Annotated in this window: 13 protein-coding genes; 6 read left to right on the top strand and 7 right to left on the bottom strand. The window is 44.5% G+C overall.

Features of this window, described 5'->3' with window-relative positions; genetic code table 11:
* The first annotated feature begins 309 nt into the window (after nucleotides 1–309).
* From EX191_RS22250 to phaC, 4 genes are all read left to right on the top strand, one after another.
* Nucleotides 310–1,050 carry an SDR family oxidoreductase gene (locus EX191_RS22250; protein WP_134645500.1) on the top strand — a complete coding sequence of 247 codons (741 nt, stop codon included), beginning with the start codon at nucleotides 310–312 and terminating at the stop codon, nucleotides 1,048–1,050.
* A 12-nt stretch (nucleotides 1,051–1,062) separates the two neighbouring features.
* Nucleotides 1,063–2,271, top strand: coding sequence for an acetyl-CoA C-acetyltransferase (locus EX191_RS22245; RefSeq protein ID WP_193448511.1), 1,209 nt, complete (start codon nucleotides 1,063–1,065; stop codon nucleotides 2,269–2,271).
* A gap of 44 nt (nucleotides 2,272–2,315) precedes the next feature.
* A complete protein-coding gene (locus EX191_RS22240; RefSeq protein WP_005398278.1) occupies nucleotides 2,316–2,663 on the top strand; it encodes a phasin family protein in 348 nt (115 codons plus the stop codon).
* Nucleotides 2,664–2,743: 80 nt separating this feature from the next.
* Nucleotides 2,744–4,519 carry a class I poly(R)-hydroxyalkanoic acid synthase gene (gene phaC, locus EX191_RS22235; RefSeq protein WP_005398277.1) on the top strand — a complete coding sequence of 592 codons (1,776 nt, stop codon included), beginning with the start codon at nucleotides 2,744–2,746 and terminating at the stop codon, nucleotides 4,517–4,519.
* Between the two features lie 203 nt (nucleotides 4,520–4,722).
* Here phaC and EX191_RS22230 read toward each other — a convergent pair whose 3' ends face one another.
* The 6 genes from EX191_RS22230 to napF all read right to left on the bottom strand — a co-directional run bounded on the left by EX191_RS22230 (nucleotide 4,723) and on the right by napF (nucleotide 9,331).
* Nucleotides 4,723–4,857 carry a TIGR02808 family protein gene (locus EX191_RS22230; RefSeq protein WP_005373546.1) on the bottom strand — a complete coding sequence of 45 codons (135 nt, stop codon included), beginning with the start codon at nucleotides 4,855–4,857 and terminating at the stop codon, nucleotides 4,723–4,725.
* An 11-nt stretch (nucleotides 4,858–4,868) separates the two neighbouring features.
* Nucleotides 4,869–5,447 carry a NapC/NirT family cytochrome c gene (locus tag EX191_RS22225; RefSeq protein ID WP_005398274.1) on the bottom strand — a complete coding sequence of 193 codons (579 nt, stop codon included), beginning with the start codon at nucleotides 5,445–5,447 and terminating at the stop codon, nucleotides 4,869–4,871.
* 28 nt (nucleotides 5,448–5,475) lie between these two features.
* The gene (locus tag EX191_RS22220; protein WP_031780699.1) at nucleotides 5,476–5,931 is read right to left on the bottom strand and encodes a nitrate reductase cytochrome c-type subunit; all 456 of its coding nucleotides are present in this window, start codon (nucleotides 5,929–5,931) and stop codon (nucleotides 5,476–5,478) included.
* Between the two features lie 78 nt (nucleotides 5,932–6,009).
* A complete protein-coding gene (gene napA / locus EX191_RS22215) occupies nucleotides 6,010–8,499 on the bottom strand; it encodes a periplasmic nitrate reductase subunit alpha (RefSeq protein ID WP_193448509.1) in 2,490 nt (829 codons plus the stop codon).
* Complete coding sequence (locus EX191_RS22210) at nucleotides 8,496–8,804, bottom strand: chaperone NapD (RefSeq protein WP_005398456.1); 309 nt, start codon at nucleotides 8,802–8,804, stop codon at nucleotides 8,496–8,498. Before EX191_RS22210 ends, napA begins: the two co-directional genes overlap by 4 nt.
* Before the next feature lie 41 nt (nucleotides 8,805–8,845).
* Nucleotides 8,846–9,331 (bottom strand): ferredoxin-type protein NapF, encoded by a 486-nt coding sequence (napF, locus tag EX191_RS22205; RefSeq protein ID WP_193448508.1) that lies wholly within the window; start codon nucleotides 9,329–9,331, stop codon nucleotides 8,846–8,848.
* A gap of 247 nt (nucleotides 9,332–9,578) precedes the next feature.
* Between napF and narQ the strand changes: the two genes are divergently transcribed.
* Nucleotides 9,579–11,315 carry a nitrate/nitrite two-component system sensor histidine kinase NarQ gene (narQ, locus tag EX191_RS22200; protein ID WP_048625157.1) on the top strand — a complete coding sequence of 579 codons (1,737 nt, stop codon included), beginning with the start codon at nucleotides 9,579–9,581 and terminating at the stop codon, nucleotides 11,313–11,315.
* Nucleotides 11,302–11,934: a response regulator gene (locus EX191_RS22195; RefSeq protein WP_341480785.1), complete on the top strand. Its 633-nt coding sequence runs from the start codon at nucleotides 11,302–11,304 to the stop codon at nucleotides 11,932–11,934. Before narQ ends, EX191_RS22195 begins: the two co-directional genes overlap by 14 nt.
* Before the next feature lie 89 nt (nucleotides 11,935–12,023).
* Here the strand turns inward: EX191_RS22195 and EX191_RS22190 are convergent, their stop codons facing one another.
* Nucleotides 12,024–12,197 carry a hypothetical protein gene (locus EX191_RS22190; RefSeq protein ID WP_005373524.1) on the bottom strand — a complete coding sequence of 58 codons (174 nt, stop codon included), beginning with the start codon at nucleotides 12,195–12,197 and terminating at the stop codon, nucleotides 12,024–12,026.
* Between the last annotated feature and the right edge of the window lie 201 nt (nucleotides 12,198–12,398).

The following is a 12,398-nucleotide window of genomic DNA, read 5'->3' as shown; positions in this document are numbered from 1 at the left end:
ACGTATAGGTTGCGGAGGTGACGTTTTTATTTTTATTTTTTTTTTTAATGATACGCCAACCACCGAGATCTACACCAGGAGATGTGTATAAGAGACAGTTTTATAACATTTCATGTTTAATGAGATCTAAATCAATCTTATGCAAATGGATTAGTTTTTTATTTGAAATGTAATATTTCTGGTTTAACTTAAAATAAAAGGCATCACAGGATTGGTAGCCAAAAGAATAAATAAACACGTCAGTTGGTGATTTATTTCATCAGTGTATTTAGTTTGCTTTTTTAAATGCCGTTAAGAATGGAGTCTTCGATGAAGAAAGTCGCTTTGATCACCGGATCAAAAGGCGGAATTGGTTCTGCTATTTCCTCTCAATTAGTGAATGATGGTTACCGTGTAATCGCTACGTATTTCACAGGCAACTATGAATGTGCGTTGGAGTGGTTCAACAGTAAAGGGTTTACCAAAGATCAGGTTCGCCTTTTTGAGTTGGACGTAACAAACACTGCAGAGTGTGCAGAAAAATTAGCGCAATTGCTTGAGGAAGAAGGGACCATTGATGTCGTTATCAACAACGCAGGTATCACACGTGATGGCGTGTTTAAAAAGATGACTGCGCAAGCTTGGAATGATGTCATTAATACCAACCTCAATAGTCTATTCAACGTTACGCAACCTCTGTTCTCTGCGATGTGCGAAAAAGGCGGTGGTCGTGTCATTAACATCTCTTCAGTCAATGGCCTAAAAGGGCAGTTTGGTCAAGCAAACTACTCGGCGGCGAAAGCTGGGATGATAGGTTTCTCTAAAGCGTTGGCGTATGAAGGTGCTCGTTCGGGTGTGACAGTAAATGTTATTGCGCCAGGTTACACTGGTACACCTATGGTTGAGCAAATGAAGCCAGAAGTATTGGAATCCATCACGAATCAAATCCCAATGAAACGCCTTGCTACACCAGAAGAAATTGCAGCATCAGTCAGCTTCTTGGTCAGCGATGCAGGAGCCTATATCACCGGTGAGACTTTGTCGGTGAACGGCGGCCTATACATGCACTAAGGAGATAAGATGATGGAAAAAGTGTTTATCGTAGCAGCGAAGCGCACTCCAATTGGCGCCTTTGGTGGCAGTCTGAAAAATACCTCTGCTGGCAATTTGGCAGCAGTAGCGATTAAGGGCGCATTGGAAGCGGCGAAGTTGAATGCCGACAAGATTGACGAAGTCATTGTTGGCAACGTTGTCGGCGCAGGTCAAGGCATGGGAGTCGGTCGTCAGGCGGCATTGTTCGCTGGGATTCCGGACGCGGTTCCTGCGTATGGTGTAAACATGGTTTGCGGCAGTGGCATGAAAACCGTCATGGATGCGGTTTCACATATCCGTAGTGGTGATACAGAGATTGTTGTTGCAGCAGGTGTTGAGGTCATGTCTCAGATTCCGTTTGCCGCGCCAAGTAGTATTCGTGATGGCAACAAAATGGGCAACCTAGAGCTGAAAGACCTGCTCGTAGCGGACGGTTTAACCGACATTTATAACCAATATCACATGGGTGTGACGGCAGAAAACGTTGCAAAAGAAATCGGCCTAACCCGTCAACAGCAAGACGAGTATGCGCTGTCTAGCCAACAGAAAGCGGTGGCGGCAATCGAAGCGGGTAAATTCAAAGACGAAATTGTGCCCGTAGAAGTAAAGCAACGCCGTGAAACGGTGCTATTCGATACCGACGAATACCCAAAGGCTAATGCGACTATGGAAGCGTTAAGCAAGTTGCGCCCTGCTTTTGACCGTGAAGGCACTGTGACTGCGGGGAATGCATCAGGTATTAACGATGGTGCGAGTGCAATTATCGTCGCGTCTGAGAGCGCAGTTAAAGCGCATGGACTCACGCCTATTGCTGAGATCGTAAGCTATGCGCAATCGGGGCTTGATCCGAAAATCATGGGTCTAGGTCCAGTGGAGTCAGTCAATAAAGCATTAGCAAAAGCGGAATTAACGGTAAACGACATTGACGTTTACGAGTTAAACGAAGCATTTGCTGCGCAAGCTCTTGGCGTGATTCATCAGTTGGCGGAAACCAACCAAGTTCCCGTTAACGCGATTCAAGATAAAGCGAACTTTAATGGTGGTGCTATCGCGCTAGGTCACCCACTTGGTGCATCGGGCAACCGAATCTTAGTGACGCTTGTTCACGAGCTTCATAAGCAAAATGGTCAATATGGTGTCGCATCACTTTGTGTGGGCGGCGGCATGGGGACGGCTGTGGTTATAAAAGCAGTTAAGTAATTATTTAAACGGACATTTTTAATTCTTTCTCTAGGAGATAAACCATGTACACAGATTTCTTCAAAACCTTTAGCGATCAAACTGAAAAAAATCTAGAACCTTACTTGAAGTTCAACAAGCTAGTGACAAAAAACGTAGAAGTGTTGACTGAGCTTCAACTGAACGCAATTCGTACTTACAGCGAAGTGGGTCTGAACCAAATGAAAGCGGCATCAGAAATCAAAGACGTAACGTCATTGACTGCTTTCAACAGCCAGCAACTAAGCGTTCTTACTAAGCTTTCTCAACAAATGATGGACGACAGCAACAAGCTTCAAGCTATTGCAAAAGAGTTCAAAGAAGACGTTGAGAAAATGACTTCGGAAAATCTAAAGACTGTTACTCCAGCGTAATTTGTCCGATTCTCGCCGCCTTAGGGTCTCTAGACCCTAATTTGGGCGGCGTTGTTTTTTCCGAATATAGGAGTAAGACTATGTTTCAGCACTTCTTTTCGGACTATCTTGTACAGCTTCAACAAACCAATCAACAGTGGTGGCATGATTTCGAAGTGAACAAGGCAGTCGTGAACTCTCCTTTAAATAAGGCCATGCAAGAAGTGAACTTGGAAGACACTGCCAAACTCTTCGAACAAGCTGTAAATCAACCTGCTGCGATATTAAAATTGCAAGCCGAATGGTGGGAACAGCAGCTACAAATTTGGCAGAATGTCGCGTTGGCGGGTAACCAAAAACAGGTCATTGAAGCAGAAAAAGGGGACAAGCGTTTTTCTAATGAAGCGTGGCAAAATGAGGTGATGTATAGCTTCATTAAGCAATCCTACCTGTTATTCAGCAAGACTTATTTAGATACAATTGAGTCACTCGAAGGTTTGGATGAAAAATCTAAAGAGCGAATACTTTTCTTTTCTCGTCAAGCCATCAATGCACTTTCCCCTTCGAATTTCATCGCGACGAACCCAGAACTCTTGAAACTGACACTTGAGCAAAACGGTCAAAACCTGCTGGCTGGCTTAGAGCAGTTAAAAGAAGACGTTGAGTCCAGCGCGGACATTTTGAAAATTCGTATGACGAACAACAATGCGTTTCGCGTGGGTGATGACGTTGCGACCACTCCGGGCGATGTGGTTTTTCAAAACGAATTGTTTGAGTTGATTCAATATCGACCTCTAACAGAGAAAGTGAATGCGACGCCACTGCTCATCGTTCCGCCTTTCATTAATAAATACTACATCCTTGACTTAACAGCGAAGAACTCAATGGTTCGATGGTTGCTAGAGCAGGGACATAGCGTATTTATGATGTCTTGGCGCAACCCAGGCAAGGCACAAGCGCATGTAGAGTTTGGTGACTATGTGACAGAAGGCGTCGTCAAAGCTGTCGCAGCAATTGAAGATATAACGGGCCAAGAGCAAATCAACGCGGCTGGTTACTGTATCGGTGGTACGGTTCTGGCGAGCACGGTTGCGTATTATGCGGCAAAACGTATGAAGAAGCGTATTAAATCAGCGACTTTCTTCACCACATTGCTCGACTTTTCTCAGCCAGGCGAAGTTGGCGCGTACATCAATGACACCATTGTTAGTGCAATTGAGGCGCAAAACAACGCAAAAGGGTATATGGACGGTCGTTCATTAAGCGTCACATTCAGCTTACTGCGCGAAAATAGCTTGTACTGGAACTACTATGTAGACAACTACTTAAAGGGCAACAGCCCAGTCGATTTTGACTTGTTGTACTGGAACAGTGACAGCACCAACGTGAGTGCTGCCTCCCATAACTTCTTGCTTCGTGAGCTCTATTTAGAGAATAAGCTAGTGCAAGACAAAGGCGTCAAAATTGGTGGGGTATGGATTGACCTAAATAAGATCAAAATTCCTAGCTATTTTGTATCAACGAAAGAAGACCATATTGCTTTATGGCAGGGAACTTATCGTGGTGCCCTGAACACTGGTGGCAACAAAACGTTTGTTCTCGGTGAGTCGGGTCATATTGCGGGTATCGTGAACCCTCCAGCGAAAAATAAGTATGGTTATTGGTTGAACGATACTTTGGATGATTCGGCTGACGAGTGGTTGAATAATGCCGAGCACAAAGAGGGCTCGTGGTGGACACATTGGAATGAATGGCTACTTCAATTCAATCCAAAAGAGCAAGTCGAACCATTCCCTATTGGCTCTGAAGATCACCCAGCAATCGATGAAGCTCCAGGGCAATACGTCAAGCAGGTTCTGCCAGTAAAAGAGTCTTAAACAACTCCCTATAGCAGTAAATTTTAGCGACCTTTATGGTCGCTTTTTTTGGTCGTTACTGACTACCTTGTTATACCGATTGAATATATGTATCGGTTGAGGACATTTTGGGCCGAAAGTGACGGTGAATAAAAAAGCGCCGAGTAGATACTCAGCGCTTGGTGTCAACAAATAGGCAAGTTGACGGGTAGAAGTGCGTTACGTTACACCTCTTTATCCTTACCAAATGACAGCAGCCAGAGAGAGATTGCTGCTACTGCCACAAAGCCGGAAAGAATAATCACAGGCATGGCGCTATAGCCAAGGATATGCCAAATTACAGATTCTAAAGTACTCATGGGAAGTCTCCTTAGTGCCAGCCTTCAACGCCGCTCATGTCCGGTAGTTTGTGCGCGATGCCTTTGTGACAATCTACGCAGGTTTTCTCTCCAGAAGCTAGCGCAGTAGAGTGCTGCTCCGCTGCTCGTGAGCCTTGTTGAGAGTAATCCATGTAATCAAACTCGTGACAGTTACGACACTCAAGAGAGTCATTCTTTTTCATTCGTGCCCACTCTCGCTCAGCAAGGTGTCCTCGACGCTCTTGGAACTTCTCTGGTGTATCGATAGTACGCAGAACATAGTGAGCGAATAGCTCTTTGGATGCTTGTACTTTACGAACGATCTTATCTGTCCATTCATGAGGAACGTGACAGTCTGAGCAGATGGCACGAACACCAGAACGGTTAGAGTAGTGAATTGTTTCTTGAATTTCAGCAACGATTGGTGCGTGACAGCCAGAACAGAACTCTTCTGTGTTGGTTGCCTCCATACCTGTGTTGAATGCGCCCCAAAATAAAAGACCGCCAGCAAAACCTAAGAACAAAACCACACCAGCGGCAGCTTTACTTGGGTTCTTCAGTCTTTTCCAAAACGCTTTAAGTATTTTCATAAATAACCTCTTCGTACTCGCGTTTCAATTACTGAAGCGAATCAACTGCCTCGAACTTGTTTTCAACTAGTGGCTTAGCATTAGTTTGTGGCACGTGGCATTGCAAACAGAAGTAACGACGAGGAGACATATCCGCCAATACAGCATCTTCTCGGTTTACATAGTGCGTTACGCTAATTTTAGTCGCGCCTGACTCTTTTGCATTTTTCCAGCTGTGGCACGCAAGACACTTATTAGCATTTAACGATACTTCGTAGTGACGGATGCTGTGTGGGATCAACGGTGGTTGATAAACAAAGCTATCTTCAACAATCTGGTCTTTAGGGAAGTCTTTGAACTCATCTGCAGGGCGTGTGTCTTCCAATTGAGACATTCCACGTAGAGACTCTAGACCGCCAATACCACCTGGATTATCTAACTCAGCTTGCGCAATGCCTGTCACTAAAGCACCTACAGATAAAAGTGCGACAAGTAATTTTTTCATCATTTCATCTCCGCCTTTATGGCTTAAATTCTTTATTAGGCCGCCATAGTGACGGCCGTAGCATTCGGTATCTGAAGGTTAAGCAATCTTAGTGATTTTGACTGGACACTTCTTAAAGTCTGTCTGTTTAGACAGTGGGTCAGTCGCATCTAGGATGAGCTTGTTAATCAAAATACGTGCATCAAAGAACGGTACGAATACCAAACCTTTTGGCGGACGGTTACGACCGCGAGTTTCAACACGAACGCGTACTTCGCCGCGTTTGTTTGCCATGAGTACTTCTTCACCACGACGAACGTTACGCGCTTTTGCGTCTTCAGGGTGCATGTAACACACTGCGTCTGGTACTGCTTTGTATAGCTCAGGTACACGACGAGTCATGGTGCCTGTGTGCCAATGTTCAAGAACACGACCAGTACATAGCCACATATCAAACTCATCGTTTGGCACTTCTGGTGGCGCTTCATATGGTGCAGAGATAATCTTCGCTTTGCCGTCAGCATTGCCGTAGAAATCCCAACCAGAACCTTCTTTTGCGTATGGGTCAGAACCTTCTTTAAAGCGCCATTGTGTTTCCTTACCATCAACAACTGGCCAACGTAGACCACGCACTTCATGGTAACGGTCGTATGGTGCTAAATCATGCCCGTGACCACGGCCAAATGTTGCGTATTCCTCAAACAGACCTTTTTGAACATAGAAACCGAAGTGGTGGGAATCGTCATTCAGTTCGCGTGCTTCTTCGATAGGGAACTTGTCGACATTACCATTGCGGTATAGTACGTCGTACATGGTTTTACCACGGTACTGAGGCGCTTTCGCTAGTAGCTCTTCAGGCCACACTTCTTCCATTTTGAAGCGTTTCGAGAACTCCATTAGCTGCCATAGGTCAGATTTTGCCTGACCGACCGTGCCCACTTGTTGGTACCAAGCTTGAGTACGACGCTCTGCGTTACCGTAAGCACCTTCTTTCTCAATCCACATTGCAGTTGGAAGAATAAGGTCTGCTGCTTGCGCTGTCGCTGTTGGGTATGGGTCAGACACAACGATGAAGTTTTCAGGGTTGCGGTAACCTGGAAGACGTTCTGTGTTGATGTTTGGACCCGCTTGCATGTTGTTATTACATTGAACCCAGTAACAGTTCAGAACACCATCATTCAACATGCGGTCTTGCAATACGGCGTGGAAGCCAGGTTTTGGTGGAATCGTCCCTTCTGGCAGTTTCCAGATGTCTTCCGCAATCTTACGGTGTTTCGGGTTAGCTACTACCATGTCTGCAGGTAGACGGTGAGCGAAAGTACCAACCTCACGAGCGGTACCACACGCAGATGGTTGACCCGTTAGTGAGAATGGGCTGTTACCCGGAGTCGAGATCTTACCGGTTAGTAGGTGGATGTTGTAAACCAAGTTATTCATCCACACGCCACGAGTATGTTGGTTCATACCCATCGTCCATAGAGACATCACTTTCGTATTTGGATTGGCGTATTGCTTCGCAAGCTCGATAAGCTTCTCTTTTTCAACACCAGAGATTTCAGAGGCTTTCTCAGCTGTGTAAGGTGCAACAGACTTTTTGTACTCTTCGAAAGAGATAGACGTTAGTTTGCCTGAGTTAGGATTCTTCGCTGCTTTTTGTAGCGGATCATCGTCACGTAGGCCGTAACCGATGTCGGTATCTGCTTGAGTGAAGTTAGTGTGCTTGTTCACGAAGTCCCAGTTTACCGCATCGTTTTCGATGATGTAGTTCGCGATGAAGTTAGCAATCGCTAGGTCAGACTGTGGATTAAAAATGTAGCCGTGATCTGCCAACTCAAATGAACGGTGGTAGTAAGTAGAAAGCACGTTCACTTTAACGTGAGGGTGACTTAGGCGACGGTCAGTAATACGAGTCCATAGAACAGGGTGCATCTCTGCCATGTTCGAGCCCCATAGAACGAATGCGTCTGCGTTCTCAAAGTCATCGTAACAACCCATCGGCTCATCGATACCGAATGCGCGCATAAAGCCAACTACAGCAGAAGCCATACAGTGACGAGCGTTTGGATCAATGTTGTTTGAACGGAAGCCCGCTTTCATTAGCTTTGACGCAGCGTAGCCTTCCATTACTGTCCATTGGCCTGAGCCAAACATACCTACGCTTGTTGGACCTTTTTTCTCGAGGGAAGCTTTCCATTTCTCAGCCATGATGTCGAAAGCGTCATCCCAAGAGATAGGTGTAAATTCACCGTCTTTGTGGAATTTGCCATCTTTCATTCTCAGCATCGGCTGGGTCAGACGGTCTTGACCGTACATGATCTTAGAAAGGAAGTAGCCTTTAATACAGTTTAGGCCTTTGTTTACTGGTGCTTCTGGGTCACCCTGTGTTGCTACCACTTTGCCATTTTGAGTACCAACAAGAACAGAACAGCCTGTACCACAGAAACGACAAGGTGCTTTGTCCCATGTGATTTTGGTTTGATCAGAGCTTGCAATCAGGTTGGCTGCAGATGCTGGTAGTGTCACACCTGCGACAGCAGCAGCTGATGCAGCCGCGTTTGCTTTCACAAACGCACGTCTTGTCATTTTCATACTTCACCCTCGATTTGGGAATGTTGTGTTCCAGTGTCTTCTTCATCCGTTTCTTCAAGCCCAGTTTCGATTTGGTGATAAACCAATACCGTGCTCAAGACATTCGGTAAATTGTTGATGGCATCGATAGTGTCTGTGATAAAACCTTGGTTTTCGGTTTCAAGCACGACGATAATCTTGCCTTCTGGACTGTCACCATAGATTTCCGCATTTTCATGTGCTTCGATCTGTTGTTTGATTTCGTCCAGATGTTCTGGCAGTACGTGTACTACCAAACTTGAAATATGCACTTCATTTAGTGACATATAGCTCTCTCATTTATTGCCTTTGGCCGACGACATACGGCTTAGGCTGTTATATTGCTCACATTGATGGATGAAGTCGGGCACACTGAAACACAGGCGCCGCAGCCGTTACACTCATCAAGGTCTAAATTAGGTTGTGCTACTTTCCCCAGTTCTAATTTGAACTGAATTGCCATTGGGTCGCACATATCCCCACAGCTTCGGCATTCGACATTTTGTTTTGCTAAGCAGCTATCGTTGATACCTGCTTTCGCTTGCCAAGGTTGCTCTGTTTTTGGCAAGAAAAGGGGCTCAGGACAGGCGTCTGCACACTGATAACAAAATGTGCATTCATCAATAGAAAAATCGACCGAAGGGAATCCGCCATCACTTTTAGTTATAATCTTTGTTTCGCAGGCCTCAATGCATTTACCGCAGCGAGTGCAATCGTCCGTAAATTGTTCTGGCTTGGTTAACCAAGGCAAACGTACGGCGTTGTCGGGGTGCGCTTTTCTTGCAAAGAGTCTTCTTCTGGAAAGGTCTACCACTTAGTCACCTCGAAACTTGGAACCCAAACTAAGCATAGTCCACAATTTTCATTAATAAACTGTCATTTAAACTAACGAAATTGTAGTTTTTGACATATTTGTATAAATACCTCTTAGGAGGTAAATGGGATGCAATATTGTTTTGGATCAATAAATTCCGTCGCAGGTGATCACATATTGATAAAGTTGAAAGGTAATGGGTTCATTGCACGTATAAATAGGGCTGTTAATGGGCGAGGAACTCAGATTGTTTAAAAATGTGAAAAAGTCAGTGACGCGCACGATTGCTTCCGCGATGCTTCTTATTTTGCTGCTTTCAGTTGCTACGACTGGTTTTGCAATTTTTACATTAGCGTCAAGCTTGAATGATGCAGAAGCCGTCAATGTTGCTGGCTCAATGCGAATGCAAAGTTATCGTTTGGCACATGATATTCAGATTAAATCTGTTGATTACTCTTCACATATTGACGCATTTGAACATTCGATATACTCACCTTCCATGAAAGCGCTCCAGCATTGGTCAGTGCCAGAAGACATTACTCATGATTACTACCGTCTTATTATGAGATGGCATGAGCTCAAGTCGGTGTTGAGAGGAGACAACCCGGCGGAGTACCAACTCCTAGTGGCTGGTTTTGTAAAGCAGATCGATGAGTTTGTATTTAAGCTGCAAAGCTTTTCGGAGCAAAAGCTGATTAACTTAGCTTGGATTGGCGGGTTAGGGTTAGGCGGTATCCTTTGTGTCAGTATGTTTGTTGTCCATTTTGTGCGCCTCGAAGTTGTACGGCCTTTGCGTGCTTTAGTTTTTGCTAGCGAGCAAATTAAGAATCGCTCATTTAATATATCGCTTGATGTATCCAGCGATAATGAAATGGGGATCCTGACTCGAACCTTTAATCGGATGGCGACGGACCTTGGTAAGTTATACCGAGGGCTAGAACAAGCGGTTGATGAAAAAACGCGTAAATTACAGCATGCGAATCAGTCTTTAGAAGTATTGTATGACTCGTCGAAAGAGTTAACGGCTTCGCGTATTAATCAGGATAACTTCCAAGCCATATTGCAACATATTGCAAGTCTTGAAGGCATTAAAGCGGTCAAACTTGAAATAGAGCAATTGGGAGAACCGAGTTGGATATTGATGGAAGGGGAAGAGTGCTGCCACGACTGTGATGAAGATTGCCATAGTAAGGCTCTAACGTTAGACGGTGAGCACTTAGGCTATTTGTATTGGAAGGCCGGGTTACCTTGTCCGAATGAGGCACTGATTGACAACTTTGTGCAGATTTTATCGCGTGCCGTGTATTACAATCGAGCCCAACGCCAAGCAGAACAAATCCTACTGATGGAAGAGCGAGCCACCATTGCTCGGGAACTGCATGATTCATTAGCTCAAGCACTCTCTTATTTAAAAATTCAGGTCGCTTTATTAAAGAGAAGCGTAAAGAATTTGCCTGATGAAAAAGCGATAGCTCAGGCGAATCAAGTCATTGCCGAGTTGGATACGGGCTTATCTGCTGCTTATACCCAACTACGCGAATTACTGACGACGTTTCGTCTTACGATTAAAGAGGGCAGTTTTGGCCAAGCATTGCAAGATATGGTCGAAACGCTCAACGAACAAACCGTCGCTGACATTACGTTAAAAAATAGACTTTCTTCAACTGAACTGGATGCACACCAGCAGGTTCATTTACTACAGTTGATAAGAGAAGCGGCAATTAATGCCATCAAGCATGCGCAAGCAGATAATATTCACATTCAATGTCTTGATAATGATGGAAAAGTCACAGTAACCGTTACCGATGATGGAATAGGCTTTGAACATCAAGACGAAAAATTAAATCATTACGGTATGAGTATCATGCAAGAGCGAGCCGCTAGGCTGCATGCCGATCTTCACATTGAAGCATCGATAAACAAAGGCTGTACCGTAAAACTAGAATTCCAACATAGTAAGGAAGTAAACAGTGACAGTGTGTAAAGTAATGCTGGTGGATGATCATCCACTCATGCGACGAGGTATTCACCAACTTTTAAGCTTTGAGCCTGAGTTTGAAGTCGTTGCAGAAGCAAGTAATGGCGCAGATGCGGTAGCGAAAGCGCATGAGCTGGAACTGGATCTTGTACTTCTTGATCTCAATATGAAAGGCATGTCAGGCCTCGATACCTTACAAGCGCTACGTGCTGATGGTTGTGAAGCTCGAATTGTTATCTTAACCGTATCGGATAGCCCAGCTGACATAGAAGCAATAGTTCGAAGTGGCGCAGATGGCTATTTATTGAAAGATACTGAGCCTGATGAGCTGGTTGAGTTGCTAAAACAAGCGCATCAAGGCGACAAAGCTTACAGCAAAGAAGTTTCTAAGTATTTGAGTGAGCGTTCAGGACAAGAGGACGTTTTTGATACGCTGACGGATCGCGAAACGCAGATCTTAAGAGAGGTGGCAAGAGGTTTCCGCAACAAGCAGATTGCCGATCGTCTTTTTATTTCTGAATCCACGGTTAAAGTGCATATGAAGAGTTTACTTAAAAAGCTTCAAGTTCCTTCTCGTACCGCGGCAACGGTTCTTTATCTTGAGCGCTTTGGCGACATCAAATAATACAGTTGAAGAACAATCCCAAACCACGAATAGAATCAATTATTTAGCGTGATTTTAATAATAAAAAAACCGCCTTAAAGGCGGTTTTTTTATTTGTCTGGGCGAATAGAGTACAAGTCACTGTTGTGCTTACCGCACTCTAAATAGTACTGATAAGCCACTTTTTTGCTTTCAGCAATGACTCTCATGCAGTGCATTTTCCCCTGTTCAAAATATCGAATCTCATATTCTACACTGGTATCAAGTTGCTCAGCGGCTGCCATACTTCGCCTCCATAAACCATCCAAAAAACATCCATGCAAATTATATGCCGTTATAGGGAGCGTCGTTCGGTGCATTTTTTAGCCGATAATTGCGCTCTAACTCACTTTTTTGCGGATAGCTGTGATCAAAACTGTCTCTTATACACATCTCAAAAAAAAAAAAAAAAAAATTATACACATATCCGAGCCCACGAAACTAAG

The sequence above is a fragment of the Vibrio chemaguriensis genome (assembly GCF_012275705.1).
Classification (GTDB): domain Bacteria; phylum Pseudomonadota; class Gammaproteobacteria; order Enterobacterales; family Vibrionaceae; genus Vibrio; species Vibrio diabolicus.
Note: the sequence above shows the minus strand (reverse complement) of the source record. Positions and strands in the feature narration are given on the sequence as shown.

What these genes read in the sequence shown, in the direction of transcription:
- EX191_RS22250 (WP_134645500.1), top strand. Translation starts at nt 310, where the DNA reads ATGAAGAAAGTCGCTTTGATCACCGGATCAAAAGGCGGAATTGGTTCT.
- EX191_RS22245 (WP_193448511.1), top strand. Translation starts at nt 1,063, where the DNA reads ATGGAAAAAGTGTTTATCGTAGCAGCGAAGCGCACTCCAATTGGCGCC.
- EX191_RS22240 (WP_005398278.1), top strand. Translation starts at nt 2,316, where the DNA reads ATGTACACAGATTTCTTCAAAACCTTTAGCGATCAAACTGAAAAAAAT.
- phaC (WP_005398277.1), top strand. Translation starts at nt 2,744, where the DNA reads ATGTTTCAGCACTTCTTTTCGGACTATCTTGTACAGCTTCAACAAACC.
- EX191_RS22230 (WP_005373546.1), bottom strand. Translation starts at nt 4,857, where the DNA reads ATGAGTACTTTAGAATCTGTAATTTGGCATATCCTTGGCTATAGCGCC.
- EX191_RS22225 (WP_005398274.1), bottom strand. Translation starts at nt 5,447, where the DNA reads ATGAAAATACTTAAAGCGTTTTGGAAAAGACTGAAGAACCCAAGTAAA.
- EX191_RS22220 (WP_031780699.1), bottom strand. Translation starts at nt 5,931, where the DNA reads ATGAAAAAATTACTTGTCGCACTTTTATCTGTAGGTGCTTTAGTGACA.
- napA (WP_193448509.1), bottom strand. Translation starts at nt 8,499, where the DNA reads ATGAAAATGACAAGACGTGCGTTTGTGAAAGCAAACGCGGCTGCATCA.
- EX191_RS22210 (WP_005398456.1), bottom strand. Translation starts at nt 8,804, where the DNA reads ATGTCACTAAATGAAGTGCATATTTCAAGTTTGGTAGTACACGTACTG.
- EX191_RS22190 (WP_005373524.1), bottom strand. Translation starts at nt 12,197, where the DNA reads ATGGCAGCCGCTGAGCAACTTGATACCAGTGTAGAATATGAGATTCGA.